This is a genomic window from Candidatus Borreliella tachyglossi, from assembly GCF_003076595.1.
Lineage (GTDB): Bacteria > Spirochaetota > Spirochaetia > Borreliales > Borreliaceae > Borrelia > Borrelia tachyglossi.
Genome location: NZ_CP025785.1, coordinates 24424 through 47034 on the forward strand (window position 1 = coordinate 24424; position 22611 = coordinate 47034).

At 28.1% G+C, this 22611-nt stretch carries 22 protein-coding genes, 1 tRNA gene and 1 other RNA gene; 8 read left to right on the top strand and 16 right to left on the bottom strand.

The annotated features are described in order from the left end of the window. The first annotated feature begins 141 nt into the window (after positions 1–141). Positions 142–777 (top strand): BB0027 family outer member beta-barrel protein, encoded by a 636-nt coding sequence (locus CR532_RS00130; protein WP_108728830.1) that lies wholly within the window; start codon positions 142–144, stop codon positions 775–777. Between the two features lie 6 nt (positions 778–783). Beyond that, on the top strand, positions 784–1812 hold the full coding sequence (bamB, locus tag CR532_RS00135) for an outer membrane protein assembly factor BamB (protein ID WP_108728831.1): 1029 nt from the start codon (positions 784–786) through the stop codon (positions 1810–1812). Here the strand turns inward: bamB and CR532_RS00140 are convergent. Genes CR532_RS00140 through lepB (CR532_RS00150) form a run of 3 tightly spaced genes read right to left on the bottom strand, consistent with a single transcriptional unit; the run spans position 1798 to position 3837 of the window. Then, positions 1798–2229, bottom strand: coding sequence for a DUF188 domain-containing protein (locus CR532_RS00140; protein WP_108728832.1), 432 nt, complete (start codon positions 2227–2229; stop codon positions 1798–1800). The two genes, bamB and CR532_RS00140, sit on opposite strands and share 15 nt — an antisense overlap. After that, the gene (gene lepB, locus CR532_RS00145) at positions 2219–2854 is read right to left on the bottom strand and encodes a signal peptidase I (protein ID WP_108728833.1); all 636 of its coding nucleotides are present in this window, start codon (positions 2852–2854) and stop codon (positions 2219–2221) included. The genes CR532_RS00140 and lepB (CR532_RS00145) overlap by 11 nt, the downstream gene beginning before the upstream one ends. 2 nt (positions 2855–2856) lie before the next feature. Next, positions 2857–3837, bottom strand: a complete 981-nt coding sequence (gene lepB, locus CR532_RS00150; RefSeq protein ID WP_108728834.1) for a signal peptidase I — start codon at positions 3835–3837, stop codon at positions 2857–2859. Positions 3838–4069: 232 nt separating this feature from the next. Between lepB (CR532_RS00150) and CR532_RS00155 the strand changes: the two genes are divergently transcribed. Next, complete coding sequence (locus CR532_RS00155; protein ID WP_108729592.1) at positions 4070–5536, top strand: PEGA domain-containing protein; 1467 nt, start codon at positions 4070–4072, stop codon at positions 5534–5536. Continuing rightward, positions 5533–5988, top strand: coding sequence for an SsrA-binding protein SmpB (gene smpB, locus CR532_RS00160; RefSeq protein WP_108728835.1), 456 nt, complete (start codon positions 5533–5535; stop codon positions 5986–5988). Before CR532_RS00155 ends, smpB begins: the two co-directional genes overlap by 4 nt. A gap of 81 nt (positions 5989–6069) precedes the next feature. Here smpB and CR532_RS00165 read toward each other — a convergent pair whose 3' ends face one another. The 6 genes from CR532_RS00165 to CR532_RS00190 form a co-directional block, all read right to left on the bottom strand. Continuing rightward, the gene (locus CR532_RS00165; protein ID WP_108728836.1) at positions 6070–6600 is read right to left on the bottom strand and encodes a P13 family porin; all 531 of its coding nucleotides are present in this window, start codon (positions 6598–6600) and stop codon (positions 6070–6072) included. Positions 6601–6661: 61 nt separating this feature from the next. Beyond that, positions 6662–8545: a DNA topoisomerase IV subunit A gene (locus tag CR532_RS00170; protein ID WP_108728837.1), complete on the bottom strand. Its 1884-nt coding sequence runs from the start codon at positions 8543–8545 to the stop codon at positions 6662–6664. Beyond that, positions 8545–10341: a DNA topoisomerase IV subunit B gene (locus CR532_RS00175; protein WP_108728838.1), complete on the bottom strand. Its 1797-nt coding sequence runs from the start codon at positions 10339–10341 to the stop codon at positions 8545–8547. Before CR532_RS00175 ends, CR532_RS00170 begins: the two co-directional genes overlap by 1 nt. Then, on the bottom strand, positions 10328–11098 hold the full coding sequence (locus CR532_RS00180) for a lysophospholipid acyltransferase family protein (protein WP_108728839.1): 771 nt from the start codon (positions 11096–11098) through the stop codon (positions 10328–10330). Before CR532_RS00180 ends, CR532_RS00175 begins: the two co-directional genes overlap by 14 nt. A 5-nt stretch (positions 11099–11103) precedes the next feature. Beyond that, positions 11104–12558 (bottom strand): pallilysin-related adhesin, encoded by a 1455-nt coding sequence (locus tag CR532_RS00185; protein ID WP_108728840.1) that lies wholly within the window; start codon positions 12556–12558, stop codon positions 11104–11106. A gap of 41 nt (positions 12559–12599) precedes the next feature. After that, positions 12600–14111: a peptidylprolyl isomerase gene (locus CR532_RS00190; RefSeq protein WP_108728841.1), complete on the bottom strand. Its 1512-nt coding sequence runs from the start codon at positions 14109–14111 to the stop codon at positions 12600–12602. Between the two features lie 207 nt (positions 14112–14318). Here CR532_RS00190 and CR532_RS00195 point away from each other — a divergent pair, with 207 nt between their 5' ends. Next, on the top strand, positions 14319–15158 hold the full coding sequence (locus CR532_RS00195) for a CheR family methyltransferase (RefSeq protein WP_108728842.1): 840 nt from the start codon (positions 14319–14321) through the stop codon (positions 15156–15158). Between the two features lie 11 nt (positions 15159–15169). Here the strand turns inward: CR532_RS00195 and CR532_RS00200 are convergent, their stop codons facing one another. From CR532_RS00200 to CR532_RS00220, 5 genes are read right to left on the bottom strand one after another with little or no spacing between them, the layout of a single operon-like run. Next, positions 15170–15505 (bottom strand): PTS lactose/cellobiose transporter subunit IIA, encoded by a 336-nt coding sequence (locus CR532_RS00200; RefSeq protein WP_108728843.1) that lies wholly within the window; start codon positions 15503–15505, stop codon positions 15170–15172. A gap of 10 nt (positions 15506–15515) precedes the next feature. Beyond that, positions 15516–16187 carry a phosphate signaling complex protein PhoU gene (gene phoU, locus CR532_RS00205; protein ID WP_108728844.1) on the bottom strand — a complete coding sequence of 224 codons (672 nt, stop codon included), beginning with the start codon at positions 16185–16187 and terminating at the stop codon, positions 15516–15518. A gap of 11 nt (positions 16188–16198) precedes the next feature. Next, positions 16199–17242 carry a hypothetical protein gene (locus CR532_RS00210; protein WP_108728845.1) on the bottom strand — a complete coding sequence of 348 codons (1044 nt, stop codon included), beginning with the start codon at positions 17240–17242 and terminating at the stop codon, positions 16199–16201. Beyond that, a complete protein-coding gene (locus tag CR532_RS00215; RefSeq protein WP_108728846.1) occupies positions 17239–17625 on the bottom strand; it encodes a hypothetical protein in 387 nt (128 codons plus the stop codon). The genes CR532_RS00210 and CR532_RS00215 overlap by 4 nt, the downstream gene beginning before the upstream one ends. A 30-nt stretch (positions 17626–17655) precedes the next feature. Beyond that, entirely contained in the window at positions 17656–20109 is a 2454-nt protein-coding gene (locus tag CR532_RS00220; RefSeq protein WP_199911281.1) for an AAA family ATPase, read from the bottom strand. A 92-nt stretch (positions 20110–20201) separates the two neighbouring features. On the opposite strand from CR532_RS00220, the gene rnhB reads away from it, so the two are divergent. Next, positions 20202–20747, top strand: coding sequence for a ribonuclease HII (rnhB, locus tag CR532_RS00225; RefSeq protein WP_108728847.1), 546 nt, complete (start codon positions 20202–20204; stop codon positions 20745–20747). An 8-nt stretch (positions 20748–20755) separates the two neighbouring features. Here rnhB and CR532_RS00230 read toward each other — a convergent pair whose 3' ends face one another. Beyond that, positions 20756–21118, bottom strand: a complete 363-nt coding sequence (locus CR532_RS00230) for a DUF3276 family protein (RefSeq protein ID WP_199911315.1) — start codon at positions 21116–21118, stop codon at positions 20756–20758. Positions 21119–21272: 154 nt separating this feature from the next. Between CR532_RS00230 and CR532_RS00235 the strand changes: the two genes are divergently transcribed. Further along, positions 21273–21344, top strand: a tRNA-Gly gene (locus tag CR532_RS00235). Positions 21345–21412: 68 nt separating this feature from the next. Here the strand turns inward: CR532_RS00235 and ssrA are convergent. Further along, positions 21413–21775: a transfer-messenger RNA gene (gene ssrA, locus CR532_RS00240) on the bottom strand. Positions 21776–21909: 134 nt separating this feature from the next. Between ssrA and CR532_RS00245 the strand changes: the two genes are divergently transcribed. After that, positions 21910–22584 carry a queuosine precursor transporter gene (locus CR532_RS00245; protein WP_199911282.1) on the top strand — a complete coding sequence of 225 codons (675 nt, stop codon included), beginning with the start codon at positions 21910–21912 and terminating at the stop codon, positions 22582–22584. Positions 22585–22611 lie beyond the last annotated feature (27 nt).

The window sequence follows — 22611 nt, forward strand, 5'->3', positions numbered from 1 at the left end:
TAACTTAAATCAAAGCATTATATATTATACTTATATTGTAAATATAAATAAAGATAAATTTACACAGAAATTAATTGTAATAAAACCTATTTTCAAATATAATAACTCTTAAATAACTAATTTTTGAAAAAATGGAGAATAATGAAAAAGAATTTTTCAATCACATTACTCTTACTGTTCTTGTTAAGTATAAATGTGGGGTCAATTGAAGCATATTCAATTGACCGGAATGGAAATTCCATTATTGGGGTGGATTTAAGCTTGGGAGTACCTCTTTTTTATAATGATTTATCACAAATATTTTCTTCAAACCTGTACCCTGGAGGAATTGGGGCACTTAAATATCAATATCACATCTTAAGTAGCTTATCTATAGGTGTTGAGCTTAGGTACTTATTTAACTTTGACATTAATCATTCATTTAACTTATTAAACCCAGATTCTGGCATAGGCAAAACACTTAGTATGGTACCTATCACGTTTTTAATAAACTATATCCTAGATATAGGAGAGCTTTTTCAGATACCCATATTTTCTAATATAGGATTTTCTTTAACCTCTTATGGAGATAAAAGTGATAGCATCTCAAATTTAAGAACTTTTGATGCAATGCCTGTAATTTCCATTGGTTCTGGGATTCTATGGAACTTCGACTACAAATGGGCTTTAGGAGTTACAACTTCATGGTGGACAATGCTTGAATTTGGGAATTTTCCCAAAATGGGTCATTTTTTTCTAGTATCGTTCGCAGTAATAGTAAATATAAATAAATTGTAGGTTAATATGGATAACAAAGGTTTGCAAAAATTCATGCTAATAATGCTAACATGGTTAGAGCTATCATGTTCAAGTGAATCTATTTTTTCTCAACTTAGTAAATTACAAAAAATAAATAGCGCTAATAATATTCTAGACAGTTCAAGTCCAAGTGGCATCTCATTAGTCAATGACACTCTATACATTGCAGCTATGCATTTATTTAAAAAAGAAAATGGAAATGTTGAAAGGGTAAATTTTAGCAATTCTTATGAATTTGTAATTGATCTTGTCAATTTATCAGGAACAACTCATCTATTAACTCAAAACAAAGATGGGAAATTAGAACTCTATACTCTTGAGGATCATGTTTGGAAATCTAAATTTATAAAGGATTTAAGTGCAATTAAATTTTTAAAATCTATAACCATAAGTGGTGTTCAATCTGCGTATATTCTAGCATCAAAAGAGGATGGGAATCAAATAATTTTAGATATAAATGGCAATGATCACACTCCTAGCGGCATAAATAATGATGATAGATTTTATCAAATCTCTAATGATAGCAATTTAATTACTGGAAGATCCTCAAAAATTTGGATATTAGGCGGGAGCTCTATAAGTGTCAACTCAAAAAATGAAATAATGCCAATAATAAATACAAATATCCGAGGGTCTAGAGAAACCCTAGTATTTACGGGAGGAGGATATGATACATCTGACAATAAATTCAGAATATATTCAAGCACAAATAATTACCAAGATTCAATATTCAATCGCGACGACATAGGAGATTTCATTGCATACTTTGCAAGAGAAGTTAATGGCACTATACTTATTGGTAGTAATAGTGGATTTGTAGAACTCGTTAAAGATAAGGATACATTTATCCTTCAACCACCCTCACAATCTGTATCTCCAGGCTCATATAATGGTTCAAAATTAAGCAAAACAAGACTTAATGACATAATACCTATATCAAATGACATAATTTATATACTCACCCAAGGAAAAGGATTATGGAAAATTGAGAATAAAAATCTAACTAAAGAATAGACGATGAAAATTCGTTGCAAAATTTGAATATCTAGCTTTGCTTGACTCCCAATTAAAATACTTTTTAACTTTTAGATCTAAATTACTATTAATTTTAGATCTAAAGTACAAATAACTTATATTATTGGTATTAAAAACCTGGCCCTCATCATTCATAACTTTAATTTCCAAATCTAATATATTCTTCACAAAGAATATATCCCTTGTAACTACAATACTATTCCTATCAACTAGCTCCAAAATAAAAGAATCAACATTATCTACAACCTTAAAAACAGAATTTTTTGATCTCTCTAAATTTAAATATTTATTTGAAACTAAAATAAGCTCCACATCTCTATCTAGCACAAAATTTTGTAAAAATTTTATTATCTTTAAATTACAAGAATCCGCATCAATAAAAATCTTATTTAACAATCTTATAATCCATTATCTTTAACATTAAGCAAGCCAAAATATAATCTTTCTTAACAGGGCCAAATACTCTAGAATCATTTAAAATTTTCAAATTTTCATTCAATAAGAAGAACTCATTTTTTTTTAAAGTAAAACATTTAATTACTTCATTAGAGTTAAAAAAATCATTTAATCTATAACCATCCTTAAAATTACCATTCAAATAAAAAGAATTAGTATCCCTTCTATACACCAAAACATCAAAACCCCTAACATAAACGACATCCCCCTGAGTAGCGACTATTTTTGAAATTTTATAATTTTTTATATTAAAAATTTTATTTAAAAGAAACAAATCTTTGAAAAAATTTAGGACAAAATTGATACTTAAGTTTAAATCTTCATAAAGTACAATATCATTCACCCTTAAAGACATAAAAAAAGATCTCATATACCTTGAAGTAAAAATTAAACTATTGTTTCTTTTTACTAAAGGCATCATCTCATCACCTTGAAAAGTAAAAACCTGTAAAACAAATTTTGTAAAAACATAATTTAATATTAAAAATAACAGAACAAAATTGAGAATATTTTTCTGTCTCTGCTTTCTTAAAAGTCTTTGTTCAAAAGTTAAATAAGCTGCCATATTTAAATAAAACCTATCCTAGAGAAAGGAAAATACAAGAACAACGTTCTACCAAGAATCTTATTTTTATCTATGACTCCAAAAAATCTACCATCATGAGAATTATCTCTATTATCCCCAATAGGCAATACATAACCATAAGGAACATATATCCCATAATCTCTCATTATTGCCTTTTCTATATAATAATCAACATATGGCATGAAAGCTGTCAAATAACGATACTCTAACCTTTCAACTTCAAATCTATCAACAATTCTGACATCAAAAAACGAAAAATCAGGAATATTTTCTAGACCCACATTTAATTGATTTAACGCAATAAACATAGCAAGATTAGTATAAACCTTATAATCCCCATCCTCTATAATTTTCTTAGTGTTAAAATCATATCCTAATGAAACTTTATAAGAATCTTCTTCTACAAAATTTTCCTCGCCTTCCTTCTTAACAAAAATCTTTCCATTTCGAAATCTTACAATCTTGCCATCTGCAAATAACGCTCTCTTTACAAGAAATCTCACACTAGGATTTCCATTTTCATCTCTATCAAGATCAATAAAGGATAAAGTCAACATATAAAGTATTCTCTGCAAAATATCAAAAAAAGGCCCCTTTGATCTATATTCTGGATTTTCAAAAATAACAATATCTGACTCACTTGGCTCTTTTATTCCATAAATTTTGCCCATTCCCGGCAAAAGTTCAGGCCCATAAGAAAATTTGTCCACAAATAAAAAGTCCCCAATTTTCAGGGTATCTTCCATCGATCCCGATGGAATCTTGTAAGCTTGTAAAAAATACTGATTAATACACAAAACAAAAATCGCAGCCGCTAAAAAATCAAATAAAAAGTTTAGTATAAAACCTTGTCTCTTAGCTTTCAACTTCCCAAAATACTTTTTTCTTTTCCTATAAGTTAAATATCTTTCAATAGACTCTACTAAAAAGTTCGCTAATTTATCTAATTTTCCTAAATACATAAATTTATCCTTAAATATCAATCATACATAAAATTAATAATTATTAAAATACCTACACCCACAAATCCTTCAACCACACATACCACCTCCTAAAATTAGTTCTAAATTCAATAAACCCAAACAGCTCATAACATCAATATTGGTTCTCTTTGCATTTTTCTATTAACCAAAATAACATAGAATGAAAAAAATGTTGAACTTACTTCAATATTTTCTTATAATTATGTATATAATGAAAGAAAATGATAATATTGACCTTAATGATGAGGCATTTAAAGTAAAATTAAAGCCAATCTTAGGAATAGTTCCAAAAGCTTATGTTTTATTTATAACAGCTATTCTAATTTCATCGCTACTATTTATTTTTATTATAAACCCTAAACTAAAAAACCCTGGAGCTTATTTAAAAATAAGAACTAACATTAATAATGCACATGTTTACTTAGATGAAAAATACATTGGAGTTACTCCATTAGATACATACGCGCATGCTACCAAAGGAACCTTAAGGATTCAAAGGCTTGGATTTGAGTCTTATGAAGAAACAATTGAGATACAAAATAGATTTTTTACAAGCTATAAATTTAATATTAATTTAAACTTAAGAGATCCTGATAAAATTATCGCTCAAAGACAAAAAGAACTCTCAGTTATGACAAGGATTAAAAATGTTAACGACAACATAAAGCTAATTCCTATATTTTCATTAATTTCAAACGATTTAAAAGACAGTAAAGAACATATAAAAAAATTTTTTAAAGATTCTATTCCATATCTAAATTCAAATGAAATGTTTAAAGATTTTTTAATTGCATATAAAAATGTCTACTTAATAGACACTTTTAACGATAAAGAAACATGGGAATCTTTACAACAAAACTTTAATCTAGAAAACAGAGCAATCATTTGGTTTGTTAAAAACTTAGGCAAAGAAGAACAAAAACAATTATCTAATGAAACATGGTTTACAACAATAATAGAAAAATTAAAAAATGAAAATAAAATAGTAACATTTAAAAATAAAATCATAAATTTGAATTTAGCGAACTTTAAAAAGGTAGCATCAAATAATATCGAAAGTATCCAAAACTATAAATTACACTCACAAGATCTTACACTCAAGACTACATATAAACTAAAAGAGTTTTTAATACAGAACAAGAACATTAGTAAAGCCGAATATCAGGAATTCTTAAATGAAAACCCAAAGTGGACAATATACAATAGAGATAATCTAATAAAAGAAGAACTTGTAGATGAAAATTATCTTAAAGGCTTTAAACAAATGCCTGCAAATGAAGATATCACTGATATATCTTACCATGCAGCGTTAGAATATGCTAAATGGTATTCTTTAAAACTACCAAAAGGATTTAAAGCAAGACTTCCGATATCTCAAGAATGGGAATTGTATCAAAAAGAAGAATCAAACTCGGTAAGCAACTTAACTATTAATGAAATATCCAAAAAAGTTGGGTTTTGGAATCTAATGCAAAATTCAACCTTTAATGACATCCTATTATCTAGAAAGGACAACAGTATATATTCTCAAAATTCAAACTTCAACTCGCTAATTACCGAAATTAGAACATATAACCATAATAACAACACACTACTTAAGCCTTCAACAAAAGCTTCATTCTTAAAACACTGGAGTGCACCAAACATTGGGTTTAGACTAGTTGTTGAACAGGAATAGATGTGAACTCACTATTACTTGAAAACAAAAAAGCAAGATTTAATTACTTTATTGAAGATAAAATAAGCTGTGGAATTGTTTTAAAAGGAACTGAAGTTAAATCTGTTAAGCTAAAAAAAATTTCATTTAATGATAGTTTTGCTACTATTAAAAAGGACGAAATATGGCTTGAAAATTTACATATAGCAAAGTATAAAGAAGGCAATATTTTTAATCACGAAGAAATAAGACAGAGAAAACTTCTCATAACAAAAAAAGAAATACAAAGATTAAAAAAATTTAAAGAAAAAGAAGGTTACACATTGGTTCCTATTTCAATTTACTTGAAAAACTCACTAATAAAAGTAGAACTTGGAATATGCAAAGGTAAAAAATTATATGATAAAAGAGAAGTCTTAAAACAGAAAAGCATAAAAAAAGATTTAAGTCGTGAACTCAAACAGTATAAATAAGCTGTATCTAATAATACACTGTAGGCTAATGAGCGACAAAATTTACAATCTGTTAAAATCTAAAAAATAAAATTTTTGCAATCAATAAGTCTTAGTAAAAGAAATCCCAAATCCAGGCCTTACACCTTCATTCATATTAACATTAAAGGTAGGTTGAAATCCTCCAAAAGCAATTCCTAAAGTTTGCTTAAGTCTCTTATTATAATTAGCTGCATGCGTAAAGGGCAAAATAATTTCAACGACTCTTGTTACAGCAAGAGTCAACCCCCCCAACGTAATTAAAGAAATAGCAAGCACTGGCAACTCCATATCATTCTTGGTTTTAAATTCAGAAATACCGCCAACAGAAGAAATACCATAAGCCAACAAACCAATACCAGCAGCATCAAATCCCAAAACAAGTAACCCACCAATAATATCCCCCTGAGCTAAAGATCCTATTCCAAATCCCAAAATAAGATTCAATAAAAAAGGAATTAAAGGCTCTTTCTTAGAAGCTTCATAAACTAATAACTTCTCCACCGTATTGCTACTGTCTCTTGTATCATGACTCTGAGCAAAACTAGTAAAGGCACAGAAAAAAATCAAAGCCAAAATTAACACACTCTTCATAAAACACCCTCATTATAAAATTGTTCAATAATCTAATTATAGCAAAAATTATTAAAAATCCCTATTTAAATTTAACCTTTTTAAGTTTACTATTTGAAATTCTTTTACCAATAGATACTCTTGACTTGATCATGAAATCATCAATATTAACTAATTTAATAATATCTTTACTAGTGAAGAATTCAACAAATTCTGGATTTAAAGCAAAATCTACAAATTCATCTCCATCATTCAAAAATTCATAAACCTTATCTGTAATAAACTTATCTATCTTAAATCTCTTAACATAATAAAAATTTTCAGACTTATTAAGGTAAATTATGGAAAATACCTGCTCTTTTGAATTATTTATATCATAAACTAAAACACCTATATTGTTCTTATCGATGAAGGTTTTATCCTCAATATTTTTTAAAATATAACAATTTTTTTTAAAAATAAGTATTTTATCATAATAGCTAGCATTACCAATAAATTCACCGTCAATAAGACTAGTTCCCACAAAACCTGCCTTTAAATTCAAATAAACCTTCATATTCTTAGTAGCTATTTCTCGAACATTCTTTGACTTAATAAGAGATATTTCTGTCTTTCTATTATAAACTTTAGAATATTTTGAAAGAAGTATATCAATAAAATTTATTGAATACCCCCTAATTGCGCCAATATTACTCTCTACGCTTTTTAATTCTTTATTGAGGATTCTAATGTCCTTATTATTCTTATCAATATCAAAAATACTTATCTTCCTAATAGGAATTTTAAGTAAACTCTCAATATCATCCAAAACAACCTCTCTAGAAAAACTATCTCCATACTTTAAAATTTTACCCAATATAATACTAGCAATATCAGATTCTTTAGAAATAGTCTCAAGGATCTTATAAATTCTCTTTTCAATAAATATTTGTTCTAAAGTTTTATAAAATATTTTTTCAAGTATTTTATTTCTTTGCAGCTCAAGCTCCATTTTCAAAATTTTTTGCAAATGCTCTGCGTGAAACTTGATAATATCTGTAATAGTATAAATAACAGGATATCTATCACTCAGTAAAAGCAAATTAGCAGAGATAGATACTTGACAATTTGTATAATGATATAACTTTTCAATAACTTGGCTTGCATAAACCCCTCTAGGAAGAGTTAACTCAATTTCCACATTCTCAGTAGTAAAATCGTTAATACTTGACACTTTAATATAATTTTTCCGAATAGCTTTTTCAATTGAAGATATTAAACTCTCAGTAGTCTCTCCAAATGGCAACTCTTTTATTAAAATGGCCTTATTATCATCTGTAGCCTCAATTTTTGCACGAACCAATACTTTTCCATTCCCATCCGAATACTCATTAACATCAACTATCCCACCCGTTGGAAAATCAGGATAAAGCTCATAGGGCTCACCCAGTAACTCGCTCCTTACAGCATTCAAAATTTCATTAAAGTTATGTGGAAGAATTTTTGCAGCCATACCAACAGCAATCCCCTCACTCCCCTGAATAAGTACTACAGGAATCTTTGCAGGAAAAATCAAAGGTTCATCATTACGACCATCATAAGAAGGTTCATAAGCTGTTATTTCCTTACTATAAAGTACATCAAATGCTAGTGGAGTCAATCGACACTCAATATAACGAGATGCAGAAGCAGGGTCACCTGTTAAAAGATTACCAAAATTCCCTTGTTTCTCAATAAATAAATCCTTATTTGCCATATTAACAAGTGCTTCATAGATTGAAGTATCTCCATGAGGATGATACTTCATCGTATTCCCAACAACATTTGCCACCTTATGAAAATTACTATCATGCATCTCAAAAAGAGAATGTATAATTCGTCTTTGCACAGGCTTAAATCCATCAATAACACTAGCAATAGCACGATCCTTAATGACATAAGATGAGTATTGCAAGAAATTATCTTTAAGTAATGTTCTAATATCCATTAAACTAAATTCTCCATAATAAAGTTACGTCTTTCAGGAGTATTTTGTCCCATATAAAATCCTAATTTTTCTTTTATTTCCTTCATATTGAAAAGATCTACCTTTGTAAGTTTAATATTAGAAATATCAATAAAACTCCTAAACTCACTTGGAGAGATTTCTCCAAGTCCCTTAAATCTTGTAACCTCAGGATTTTTAAGTTCACGAATAGCCCTTTGCTTCTCTTCCTCAGAATAACAGTAAACAGTAGATTTTCTATTCCTTACCCTAAAGAGTGGAGTTTCTAGAATATACATATGTCCATTTAAAACCAAATCTTCAAAATAAGTTAAGAAAAATGTTAAAAGTAAATTTCTAATATGAAAACCATCAAAATCTGCATCTGTAGCAATCACCACCTTATTGTATCTCAAATTTTCAATAGATTCCTCAATTCCAAGGGCCACCATCATATTATAAAGTTCCTCATTTTTATATATTTCAGACTTATTCTTTTCAAACATGTTTTGAGGCTTGCCACGCAGAGAAAATATAGCCTGTGTATATACATCTCTACAAGACACCATTGAGCCTGTTGCAGAATCTCCTTCTGTTAAAAATATCATAGTCTCCTCAGACTGAACATTCTTCTCATTAAAGTGAAACTTACAATCCTTAAGCTTAGGAATTTTAAAAGATATTTTCTTTGCTCTCTCCTTTGCCTCTTTTCGTACGCTACTTAATTCTTTTCGCAAACGCTCATTATCAACAACTTTGCTTTCAATTACCTTTGCAAGCGTTTTATCTTTATAAAGAATCTCTGAAATTATTCTTTGAACTTCCTTAGCAATATTACTTCTAGTCTCAATATTGCCAAGTTTATTCTTAGTTTGACTCTCAAATATTGGGTCTTTTATCTTAACTGAAAGAGTAGCTACAAGTCCTTCTCTAATATCAGTAGATGAATATGTTTTCTTAAGAAAATCATTAATAGCTCTAGCAAAACCCTCTCTGAATCCCGTCTGGTGTGTACCCCCATCACTAGTATATTGTCCATTTACAAATGAAAAATATGTCTCGCCATAATTGTTCGTATGAGAAAATGCAAATTCTAAAGTTTTACTAGAATAATAAATAAAATCATAAAGCAAATCTTCATCTTTAATCTCAGAGTTTATAAAATCTAAAAGCCCATTTTTAGACTCAAAAATTTGATCATTATAATTGATTGTCAAACCCTTATTTAAGCAAGCATAATGAAAAAATCTTCTTCTTAAAAAATCCTCGCTGTACTTATATCTGCCAAAAATCTCTACATCAGCTAAAAATTCAATATAAGTCCCATCCTGCTCATCAGATTGTCCCTCTGCAGTCTTCATCAAATTTCCTTTCGAGAAGAGTGCCTCAAAAAATTTGCCATCCCTTATAGACCTCACCAAAAATCTTGAGCTTAAAGCGTTAACAGCTTTAGTCCCAACCCCATTAAGCCCTACAGAAAATTGAAAAACATCATCATTATACTTAGCGCCAGTATTAATAACAGAAACACTCTCTACAATCTTTCCAAGAGGGATACCTCGACCATAATCTCTAACACCAATAATATTATTTTCTTTTCTGATAAAGATTTCCTTACCATACCCCATAATAAATTCATCAATTGAATTATCAATTATCTCTTTAATTAAAATATAAATACCATCATCAATATTAGAACCATCTCCTAATCTCCCAATATACATCCCAGATCGCAACCTAATATGCTCAAGGGAAGACAAGGTGATGATTTTACTCTCATCATAATTATTTGTCTTCATTTAAATTTCCATCAACATTATATTGAATTTGCATTTTCTCTAATTTTTTAACTATTATATCTCTAACAATAACAGGAAGATTTTCTTTCTCATCATTCTTTAACTCAGAAACATCTATTAAAGAATGAACATGAATATATATCGATAATCCTGAGTTTAATATAAAATGCTTAACAAAAAATTTATGTGTATTAAGCAGAGTAACAGGCCTAATTGGAACATTTGTCCTTAAAGCTAAATTCATAGCACCAACCTTAAAATTCCTTGTCTCTCCTCCTCGATTCCTAGTCCCTTCAGGAAAAATTCCAATAGCTTTCCCCTCTTTAATAACTTCCATCGCCTTTCTTTGAGCAATAGCAGAAGATTTTATACTACTCCTATTTACAAAAATAGTACCCAATGAAATTAATACAAAATTAACAAAAGGAATTCTAAAAAGTGATCTCTTAGCAATTACTACAAAAGGTTGCATAAATACATAAACTAGCAAAAGTGGATCCATTGCAGCAACATGATTAGCCACAATGACTACACTGCCCTTACGACATACATCATTATCTCGTGTAACAACAACCTTAATCCCAGCAAACCACAAGCTAGTCTTAATACCAAATCTAACCAACACAAAACTAAATCTTATAAAATAACTTTCAAATTTAAAAATGTTAAAGATTAAAAAAACCGGAAACAAAATAGTAAAGATCAAAAAGAAAAAAGAAACATTAATATAGGCAACAACACTTCTTAATACTTTCATAAAATCTACCCTAATTTCTCTAACCTCTCAAGCTTTAATTTCTGACCTTTAACTAAACTTACCTCATCTTTTAAAATTTTAATAGGATTAAGAATAATTGTAGAAAACTTTTGCTTCTGTACTATTCTTTCGCTATATTCAATAATAAAGGCCTCACTTATCTTACTCTCGTCTATACTAATCTCATATTCAAGAATTAAATTATTATTTAAACTAAAAACATTGAAAATTCCATAATAAATATTATCTTCAACAATATAAGTAAGATTAGGATAAGAAAAATCATAAACGATATCTTTATACACATAATTACCATTTGGAATAAAAAGAAATACTTTATTATCCTCAACTAAAATAGAATCATCAAATCTCTTAAAAACACCTGAGAATCCATACTGATCATACGCATTTGTTCCAGTATCAATTTTTACTTCAATATTATCATTATCTATAATTTTGATCCAAAAATTATAGACTATCAAATCTGAAAAAATAGATTTGGTACTAATATTAAGAGTATTATAAGCGGGCTTTGAGATATATTCAATGTTAGCAATTTCTTGAGCATTTTTCTTAAAAATACTAATTTCATTAAAATATCTGTCAAATGATAAAAATAAAACATCGTCAAGATTTGATTTGCCCAAGCTTCGATGTGAACTACTATCATACCAAACACCGTATAAAAATTTATAAACTTCATCCTTGGTCAAGTTCTTTAAAGTTTTATACACATTGTTATCCATTCGCCTAACTTTCTCACTAGCAGATAAAGGATAGTACTTCTTTTGCAATTGAGAATATTCATATCTTTCCATTCTACTCACCATTAAATCTTCTCCCTGCTTTTCATACTTTTCCAAAGAAATAGAATAACTTTCTCTTGACTTTTTATTATCATAATCGGAAGACCTGTCATACTTATTGATAATAATACTTCCATTCACTTTATCAAAAAAAATAGGTCTATATGATGAAACATCATTAGCGACTGCTTTTTGAAAAACATACAAAACAGACTCTTCTTTCAGAAATCCTTGCACAACTATATCGAAATCATAATCACCAGTAATATCTTCAAGATACATATTGTAAGAATTTGTAGAATCAATATCTACTTGCGTTTTAAAAAGAACTAGAGCCTCATGAGTCTTTGGATTAAAACCGATAATAAATAGATAAGTTTTAAGATCTGCAAAGTCCTGTGCCAAAACCACTTGCTCAAAATAAACATCTAAATTTAAATTTTCCTGCTGAACTGAGAGAATATTGTAGCCCTTAAGGTCAATAAAAGCAGCAAAATCATCTTTTCCATTACTTCCTCCCAATATATCTACACCAGAATAATGTACCTCACTAGATTTTTTTATCTCTTTGTTAAATACAATAAAATCTCTCTTGTCTTTATTACAAGACAATAAAACAAAAAAAAGAGATATAATCAATGTTTTCAAACACATACCATATGATTTTCATAAAAAAATTAATCTATATTAATATCCTACTTGCCCGCATTTAAACTAAAATCCTGTAAAGCAAAAAATGCCTCATTAAAATTATCCTTAAAATCATTTTGCCTTAGGATAGAATCTACCACCAACTTATGATTTGCCTGATATAGACTATCAATAATGTCATCTTCTTTAATCAAATCATCAATATTAGCAACAGCAGAGTTACCACCCGAACTTAAAGAGAATATATAAACTTTACGATCCGCCAAAAAAGGCTTAGACCAATGACTCTCTTTTAAATCAAAAATAACATCATAAAAATCTTTACTATTGCTAAAAGCTGATAGTTCCCTTAAAGTACTAGGATAAATACTCATATTATAAGCAAGATTAACAATATCTTCTTTTAATGTCAACTTATGCTTTTTAAGAGTTCTCCCCAATCCATCAGAATTAATTTCAAGCAAAATATCACTAAACTTATTTTCAAGAAAAGTTTCAATAATACTTGGTTCGTAAGTTTCTATATATCTTTTAACGGAACTAATATCATGTTCTGAATTTTTATCAAAACCATAAACATTGCTTAACACCTTGTATATCTCATATTCATTGCCATTTTTAGACTTAATAGGTCTGGAAAATTCATTCATCCCTAAAGAAAAAATCATACCAAGATCATCTTTCTTTTCAAACACAAGGTCTAAATCAAAATAGTATCTCCTAGAAGAAGAAATACCTTTAAAATTAGCAATATCTTCAGAATAAAATTTAGCAAGTTCTTCAAAAGGAGTGTTATTAACTAATTTTTCATAAGCATCATTAGCATCTCCTAAATTTTTGAAACGAATAGATGTAATATCTAAACTTTTAAATAGTCTCGGGTTCCTCTCAGCATAAAAGATTATCTCATCTTGCGGGAAATCCTGATATGAAAGCGAAACATAGGAAATATTCCTTCTAACTTCACTCATAGTCTTAATAGCATGAGTAAGAGAATCTGCTAATATCAAGTTACTGTTTAGTAAAATCTGCATGTTAGAAGAGAGTAAATTTTCTACTGTTTCATTATGAATTTTAAACTTTTGATAATCAGAAACCTTCTTGTATCTCTTAGGACTAAAATTACCACTAGAGTCTAAGTATACAGGAGAATTCAGTAACCTTTTGTTTAGTATGTCTTTTGAAACATATAAGCCATTAGCTTTTGCTAAATCAAGCAAAGCAATATCTTCAATATGCTTAGTAAAAGCCAAACTCCAAATACTATATTCTACACTAAGATTCTTTTCTTTTGTAAATCCAGAATAAAGATTTGAATAGTAATTAACATACCGAGCAAACTTACTATCCTTTTCATAATAAATTGGTTTCCCCCTATAAGATCCAAACTTTAACCCAGATAAATCATCACGATCAAACAAACCTGGCATTAAAGGTGCAATAATAAACCCAAACACAATTAATATAAGCGCTAAAAGACCCCATATTCCAACTTTTCTATCATTAAAATCAACTTTAAATGATTCTTGTTTTGCTTGCTTTACTCTCTTCTGCATAAATCCAACCTTCAATAGTATAAGTAAAATAACATTTTATTTATTAAAATAGCATAATTAATATAATATTTCAATTTCAATATATTGAAATATTTCTATTAAGAACTAGCATTTCATTATAAGCAAATAATAAAATGCTTTTTGGTTTAATGTTACCTAACAGTTCAACAATGCAGAAGGTTATAGGGAAATAATATTAAAAAATGTATGAATACTGAATTTAATATTTCTATTAATCGAGAAGAGCTTAATAGAATCATAAAAATAGTTTATAATAATTTCGGTATTAATCTTAGCGAGAAAAAAAAACTGTTAATTGAAAGTCGATTATCATCAACAATTAAAGCAAAAAATTTTAGTAATTTCACAGAATATATTAATTACTTAGAAAACAATTCAAGTCAAATCCCTCTAATAGAATTAGTGGACAAAATATCGACAAATCACACTTATTTTTTTAGAGAACCCAATCATTTTGAATTCCTTGAGAAAAAATTTTTACCTAAAATACTGAGTCAAATGTCGAAATTGGAAGCAGGAGAAATTCGCATATGGTCAGCTGGATGTTCAAGTGGAGAAGAACCTTATACAATTGCAATGATATTAAATGAATATATAACCAATAGCAAAATTTACTTAAACACAAAAATCTTAGCAACAGATATTTCAATTACAGTTCTAAACGAAGCTAGTCAAGGAATTTATCCAGGGGATCGCGTAAAGACTTTGCCGAAGCATTTAAAAATCAAATATTTAAATCCACTTAAAAGTGATAAATTCGAAGTCAAAGATATCCTCAAGAAAATGGTTCAATTTAAAAAATTAAATCTAATGGATGAATATTTTCCATTCAAGAAAAAATTTGATTTAATCTTTTGTAGAAATGTAATGATTTATTTTGATGAAGATACTCGAAATAAACTTGCGGAAAAATTTAACAAATATTTAAAAGATGATTCCTATTTATTTATCGGGCATTCAGAAACAATTAGAGGCAGTAAAAACTTTGAGTATGTTATGCCCGCAACATACAAAAAATCAATCTGATGAAAAGGTAATCATTTATCTTGTAACATCCTCCTATTTAAATAAATAAGTTCTTCAATAAGATTTTTCTCACTCAATAACCCCATGATACAGTTTTGAATATTAAATATGACCAATGACAAATACATATTTTGTGCAAACTTACTATCACTCATAAATTTTGCCTGAAGAGCATTCACACTAGTAATTAAAGTCTCAATCTCACCAAGTTCATATTCAATATTTTCAAAATTTCCGTTCTTAACATCTTTTAAAAGCTTATAAAGTCTATGTCTTATATTACTAGCTTGATCTAAAATCATCATAAATTTATCATCAGTATACTTATTTAATTCATTATCCAACACATATTCTCCCTCAAGTCAGATTTACTTTTTCTCCTATTTTGACAAAATAAAGTAGTTCACCTATTGTTGCAACATGATCTCCAACCCTTTCTAAAAAACTATTTAAAAATAATATATTCAAAAGATAGTCTAAATTTTCTGGATTATTTTTCATAGCATTAATTACAACCTTTTTTTGCTTTGAAAATAATTTATCTATAATATTATCGTATTTTACTATCTTAAGTATTTTAGTAAAATCTCCATCGAAATATGCATCAAAAATATTTGAAAGCATATCTTTTGCTGTATCTGCCATCTCCCTTAAGGGCTTCAAATAAATATCAGCGGCTAAAAAATCTCCTACATTAGACTCCAAGAGAAGTGCAACCTTTACAATTTTAGTAGCATGATCTGCAATACGTTCAAGAGAGCTAATTATTTTAATAATTGCTAAAATCTCTCTAAGTTCAGTAGCAACAGGATGTTCAGTGGCAATGATTCTTCCGCATAAATCCTCAATATCATATTGATAATCGTCTATTATTTTTTCATCCTCATTAATGATCTTCTTAGCCAAATTTTTGTCTCTAGATTCTAAAGCCATTAAAGAGTCTTCTATTATCTTCAGGACACATTCTTTCATATCCCAAAGATAATCCCTTATCACTTCAAGTTGTTTAGTAAGTTTACGCCTAATCACACAAAATCCTCCTAAAAAAACCGTTTTAAAAACAAATATCTCGACTTAGAAATTTCATAATAATTGCTAAAAGGATAACTATCAATAACACTTCTATAGTGATTAAAAGATTTTATAAAGTCCTTATACTTGCTTTCAGTCTCATACAGCCTACCCAATAAATAATTATATCTATCTGGAAAGTTTGAGTTTACATACTTTGGAAAGTATAAGGAACTTAAATTTAAAAAGAACTCATATTCACCACTCATTAATAAAAATTCAAGAATGTCAAGATAAATACTCTCACCAAAATCAATATTACCCTCTATTAAAACCCTAACATTTCTTAGTACATCCTCTACCTTGTTCAACTTAATTCCAAGACTAATCAAATTTAAAAAAACCTTATTAAAATATTGATCTCTGATACTTAAATAACTCGCATAAGCATTTAAATAATCTCCATTCTTACAATAAAACTCAGCCTTTAATAAAATATAGTCATTGTCATCGAAATCGTACTTATTAAGCAATCCAATTGCCCCCTTATAGTCATCTATATAGGATAGATTTAAAGCTCTTCTAATAATCTCCTTAGAACTTACTCCGTCAGTCTGATCATTAGATCTAAGGCTTTTACTCACTTCAATATCTTTGCTTAAATCCAAACTATCTCTAGGATTCATTTCATCTAGCTTAGATGAGTCGTCTTTTTTAACAATCTTCAAAATTACATTTTTGGTAAATTCTTTAGAGTCTTTTACATTCTGATAGCTAAAACTCAATATAATCTTCCCGACATTCTTTGAAGTTTGGAAAGTAAAAATAGCCCCTTCTTGATAAGATTCTCCTAAAAGTCTCACAAAAGAATTATTTTTAACATTTTTAATATAAATCCAAGCATCATCTTTAAAAAAAAAACTGAATTTAGAATTAGTATTTACTAAGAATTCACGATCTTCACTGCTAAAATCAAGCTCATATGTACTATATCGATTTTCAAAAGCTAGCAAAGGTAATACATTGACGACAAAAAATAAAATATTATAATAAATAAAGCATTTCCTACTCATTTATAATTTTCCAAAATTCTATCAATTAATGACTCATTTTGCTTTTCCAAATCAACATTAAATAAATTTTCTGACCTCACCCAGAGTTCCCTTAAAAGCTCCTCATTGATTGACTTATGCTTAATTGCGTCATATCTTAGTTCACCATCAAGCATATGAGGCTTAGGAAAGAAAAAATCATTCATATTTAGACTAGAATTCAAATCAAAATAAAAATCTTCCATATTAATTAACTTTAACTTTTTATTCAAATCCTCTTCTGTACTCCGACGAGTCTTTTTAACTAAAGAATCGGAATAAAAATAAGTAAGAAAACCAACAATACTTGATAAAAGTATTAAAATTAAAAAATATTTTTGAAAATGAAACTTTTTCTCTCCCATAAATACTTCCTTAGCAACTCAATAAATAAATTATATATTAAATATTGCACTTTCTCCATCATCAAGAGTAACGCCGATTAAATCCCTACTCCCCTGGGAAACATACATATTATGAGTTATTATCAACAATTGAATTCTTTGGCCAAGTTCCTTTAAAAGGACAGAGAGTTTGTTACTATTTTCAAAATCAAGAGAAGCATCTATCTCATCAAGTACACAAAACGAAGCAGGAGAATAATAATACAGAGCAAACAAAAATGCCATGCTAACTAAAGAGTGTTCTCCTCCAGAAAGCATCCTATTCCTCTTAATTAGTTTATCTTTCAAGTCTATTTTGATTTCTACCTCACCTGAATCCTTATTATGCGAAAGACTGGAAGATCCTTTAAACATTCGTTTAAAGAAATAAATAAAATGGTTATTAATCTCTCCAAAAGCATTATTAAATCTTTTATCTATTTCTCTTTTTATTTTTTTCCCTAGCTTATCTAGGGATTCATTAGTCAACTTTAAATTATCTATCTGTAAGCTTATTTTTCCAACTTTTTCTTTGATCTCATAGAACTCTTTTTCAACATTAAAGAGAATATAATTATTAATTTCAATCATATTAATTTCTTTTTGTAAAAAGTCTCTTTGCTCAATATCTTCCTCAAGATCAAACTTTTCCAAATTTTTATTAGAAAGATTAAAATTTTTTACCTCATCCTTAATATTTAAACTAGCATTCAATAAAACATCATATTCTGCCTGTTTTTTCATATATTCATAATAAGATGAATCTTTCAAAGCATCTAGTAAATTTAAAGGATTAATCTTATTTTGCATAGTCAATTCGCTACCCTTAGTTTCGCTTAATAATTTGTCCAAATGAATATTAATGTCGCTTCTCTCTAGACTCAATTCATCTAGTTTTAAACTCAAATTATTAAGTCTATCCTTCAACTCATCCCTAGTCTCAAATAAAAATCTCAAATTACTATCTATTAATTTAATCTCATCTTCATTTTTAAACCTAGAAAGTTCTGTGTATTCAATCTCACCTAATATTTCATTTAATCTCGCCATCTTACTTGATATTAACCCTTCAATAGTAGTTATTTCTTTTGCGAGACTTGTCTTGGAATTATTTTTTAAAATCAAAAACTTCCTCAAATCAACATTTTGATCAAATATAGGCTCAATTTTACCCTTCAGTAAATTTAAAAGAGCATCCTCTTTTCTTATATATTTAAGTAAATTTTCCCTAACTTCCTTAACATATTTTATGCTTAAGGTATCTTCAAAAAGCTTTAAGGAATTTAAAATACTTTTCTCTAATACATCAAATTCTTCTATATTGCCATTCTTAGAAATTGATAAAACTAAATCAACAAGCTCAAAAAAACTTTTAGTATATTTATTGATCTCATCGGTGATAGAAAAAAATTCCTTTTTCTTACCTTGAAGAGAATTTGTTAGATTAACTAGCTCCTCATTTATGATCACCCTCATCTCTTCAGTCTGTGATTTACTATTCATCAATCTATCTGTTAAACTCAATTTTCCCTTTCTGTCATGTTCTAACTTTTGAATTTTAATCTCTATTTCAAGCAATTTAGATTTTAAAGTTTCAATCTCCTTCTTAATCATCTCAATATTCCTAATAATATTTTTTTCTCTAAAAGAATAAAATTCTAATTTTTCCTTAATATTTGCAATAGAAAAGCTATTTAAAGCCAAAAGCTTATCTATATCTTTCATATCTAATTTACTCTTAAGTTCATTTAATTCAAAATTAATATTGAAAAGCTTTTTTAACATTAATTTCTTATCTACAGCTTCTAAATCCTTCTTTAACTTTTGATATTTATCCTTAATCAAAAAATCATTTCTAATCTTTTCGTATTTTTCATTCAGTTCATCTCTTAAAGCAACAAAAGAATTTAAATTCTCTCTAGACTTTTCCAATCTCCTATATGCTTGCTCTTTTTCAACCCTAAGAATATCTATCCCACTAGCCTCTTCTATTAGAACTTTTAAATTAACATTTCCGCCTGAGGAAATTTTTTCAATTCTGCCCTGATTAATAAACATATAAGGTGAATTTTTTAATTTCAATTTATTTATAAGATTAGTATAGTCATACACATTTAAAGTATCATTATTAAGAAAATACTCACTCGTGCCATCTTTATAAAGTCTTCGTCGAATATAAAAACTATCCCTAAAATCACTTATAGATAAGTCTTCATTATTAAAGAAAAGAGTTACCTCAGCGTAATTAGAGTCTTCAACCTTTGAAGCAGATATTAAATCAGTAATATTCTTCACCCTTAAAGTAGCTAAATCATCTTCTCCTATGCAAAAACGAATTGCATCTAATAAATTACTCTTCCCACAGCCATTAGGTCCAACAATGAAATTTAAATTACTCTTTAATTTTAGTTCCTGCATTCTAATAAAAGATTTAAAACCTAAAAGTCCTATTTTTTCTAAAAACAAAGCTACTCCTAATTAAATTATAAATAATTTAATCCTACAAATCACAATTTCACATTATAATAAATAATAATATTTTGATAAAATAGTTGATTATGATCTGTGGGATTGATGAAGTCGGAAGAGGTTGCATCTTTGGTCCAGTTTTAAGTGCAGCAGTTATTTTCAAAGGAAAACCCAATTTTTTAGGCGAACTAGATGATTCAAAAAAACTTAAAAAGTCAAAAAGAGATTACCTATCATCATTAATACTTGAAAACTCATATCATGCATTTGCAGAAATATCTAATGAAATTATTGAAAAAATCAATATTCATAATGCTTCTCTTCTTGCAATGCAAACTGCATATGAAAAGTTGAATATATTCTGTGATTTAGTACTTATAGATGGAAAATTCATTCCAAAAATAAAAGCTAAAAAAATAAAAGCAATAATTAAAGGAGACTCTATAATCAATGAAATAAAAGCAGCATCAATCATTGCAAAGGTACAAAGGGACAAATTAATGGATGAGTATGATCAAATTTACCCTCTATATGCCTTTAAGAAAAACAAAGGATATCCAACTAAAGAACATAAAGATGCAATAAAAAAACATGGAATCCTAAGTCTTCACAGAAAAAGCTTCAAACTCATTTAAATAAATTGTCAATAATCTCTATTCCTAGATCTTCCTGACAAACGATAATTCCTATCAAAACTAGAATTGTCATTTTTTACCCTTTCACCCTGGCGATCAAAATCGTTATATCGCCCCTCTCCTGTATTCGAATTTCCAGAAATTTTTTTCTTAATAACAGAAATTGCTTTCAATAAACTTGATTCAAATTCTTCAACATTTTCCTCATAAACAAAAACAGAATGTCTTTCAAAATCTCCGCTAGCATTCCTTTTACTCTCTACAATATTTAAAAAATAATCACCCTTTCTATTTTCCTTGACATTAAAAAAATAAGTTCTCTCAGAATTTGTAAATAACTTATCAGAATATATCTCCCCTCTCTCGCCCATTAATTCCTCCACACAAAAAGCCTTCATATTATGTTAGCTTTCATAAAAGCTAACATAATTGTACTTATTAAGTAAAAAAAATACTAGCTAAAATTAACAATAAAATTAATTGACATAAAATGCATTTTTTTATAAAATCAAGCTTAGCATTTATGCGTCCTTCGTATAATGGCTATTACCTTAGCCTTCCAAGCTAATGATGTCGGTTCGATTCCGATAGGACGCTTTTCAAATGAAATTTCTTTTAGAATTAAAATACATTCAATATTGTAATACTAGCCAATCGAGATAGTTTAATGGAGATGGCGGGAATTGAACCCGCGTCCTAAAAATAACATCATAAGCATCTACAAGCTTAGCTAGTGTTTTCTTAAGTAATAAGGTTTGGACAAACTAGCAAACCACCAAATTACTCTCAAGTTTAAAAGTCCTCAAAAATCAACTTGAAAAATTTTTAAGTAAGCTTTGATATCTTTAAAGAGTATACACTGAATCTCAAAGCAAAATTCAACAAAACCCTCTGCTAACTTAAGCAGCCATTACAAGATTTGAACTTGTAAAGTTATTATTTTTTGCATTTATTAAAGAAGATTTAAGAGATTCACTCTGCTTGCCACTTACAACACTAAATTTTTTAGTCAAATCCAAAACATCCCCTAAATTATGCTTCTAGATATAATTATAACATAAATCCACTTGAAAAACAAAATAATATAATTTGCAAAATAACATCTAAAAAGCTTATAATATTTTAAATACAATAGCTACTAAATAAGAATATTGAGGTTCTTTTGCACAACGCAATTTTATGGCTTATTATGTTAATCTGTACTTATTCAATTTTAATTACTATATACAAATTTTTTGGGAAAAAAGGGCTATTTGTATGGGTAACATCTTCTGTAATTATTGCAAACATTCAAGTTCTAAAACAACTTACAATATTTGGACTTAATGCTACTCTTGGAAATATTATTTATTCATCATCATATATTGCAACAGATATCCTATCGGAAGTCTACGGCCTTAAAACTTCAAAAAAGGCAGTTTATATTGGCTTTTTAGGCTTCGCAATTTTTGCCCTCATTACAAATGTTCAACTTTTGTTTTCAAAAAATCATTCTGATATATATTTCGAAAGCTTACAAAGTATTTTCTCTCCAATGCCATTTTTATTAGTTGCATCTATCATTGCATACATAATATCTCAACTAAATGACATATATTTATATCAATATATTAAAAATAAATTTCCAAAATATCTCTTTATCAGAAGCAATGGCTCAACATTAGTAAGTGAGCTAATATATACAACAATTTTTATAAGTATTGCAACATATTTTAATATATTTCCAAAAGAAGCTTATCCTAATATGATGATTTCTACATATGTAATTAAAGTAGCTGCTGGAATTCTAGGATCTTTATTTATTTATTTTGCAATAAGTAAATCTAAAAAAACATGAATATCTGTTTAACTATTAAATATTAAT

What these genes read in the sequence shown, in the direction of transcription:
- lepB (WP_108728833.1), bottom strand. Translation starts at nt 2,854, where the DNA reads ATGGCAGCTTATTTAACTTTTGAACAAAGACTTTTAAGAAAGCAGAGA.
- CR532_RS00170 (WP_108728837.1), bottom strand. Translation starts at nt 8,545, where the DNA reads ATGGATATTAGAACATTACTTAAAGATAATTTCTTGCAATACTCATCT.
- CR532_RS00230 (WP_199911315.1), bottom strand. Translation starts at nt 21,118, where the DNA reads ATGGGCGAGAGAGGGGAGATATATTCTGATAAGTTATTTACAAATTCT.
- CR532_RS00130 (WP_108728830.1), top strand. Translation starts at nt 142, where the DNA reads ATGAAAAAGAATTTTTCAATCACATTACTCTTACTGTTCTTGTTAAGT.
- CR532_RS00215 (WP_108728846.1), bottom strand. Translation starts at nt 17,625, where the DNA reads ATGGGAGAGAAAAAGTTTCATTTTCAAAAATATTTTTTAATTTTAATA.
- CR532_RS00210 (WP_108728845.1), bottom strand. Translation starts at nt 17,242, where the DNA reads ATGAGTAGGAAATGCTTTATTTATTATAATATTTTATTTTTTGTCGTC.
- CR532_RS00165 (WP_108728836.1), bottom strand. Translation starts at nt 6,600, where the DNA reads ATGAAGAGTGTGTTAATTTTGGCTTTGATTTTTTTCTGTGCCTTTACT.
- CR532_RS00195 (WP_108728842.1), top strand. Translation starts at nt 14,319, where the DNA reads ATGAATACTGAATTTAATATTTCTATTAATCGAGAAGAGCTTAATAGA.
- bamB (WP_108728831.1), top strand. Translation starts at nt 784, where the DNA reads ATGGATAACAAAGGTTTGCAAAAATTCATGCTAATAATGCTAACATGG.
- CR532_RS00185 (WP_108728840.1), bottom strand. Translation starts at nt 12,558, where the DNA reads ATGTGTTTGAAAACATTGATTATATCTCTTTTTTTTGTTTTATTGTCT.
- CR532_RS00180 (WP_108728839.1), bottom strand. Translation starts at nt 11,098, where the DNA reads ATGAAAGTATTAAGAAGTGTTGTTGCCTATATTAATGTTTCTTTTTTC.
- CR532_RS00190 (WP_108728841.1), bottom strand. Translation starts at nt 14,111, where the DNA reads ATGCAGAAGAGAGTAAAGCAAGCAAAACAAGAATCATTTAAAGTTGAT.
- CR532_RS00155 (WP_108729592.1), top strand. Translation starts at nt 4,070, where the DNA reads ATGAAAGAAAATGATAATATTGACCTTAATGATGAGGCATTTAAAGTA.
- CR532_RS00175 (WP_108728838.1), bottom strand. Translation starts at nt 10,341, where the DNA reads ATGAAGACAAATAATTATGATGAGAGTAAAATCATCACCTTGTCTTCC.
- lepB (WP_108728834.1), bottom strand. Translation starts at nt 3,837, where the DNA reads ATGTATTTAGGAAAATTAGATAAATTAGCGAACTTTTTAGTAGAGTCT.
- rnhB (WP_108728847.1), top strand. Translation starts at nt 20,202, where the DNA reads ATGATCTGTGGGATTGATGAAGTCGGAAGAGGTTGCATCTTTGGTCCA.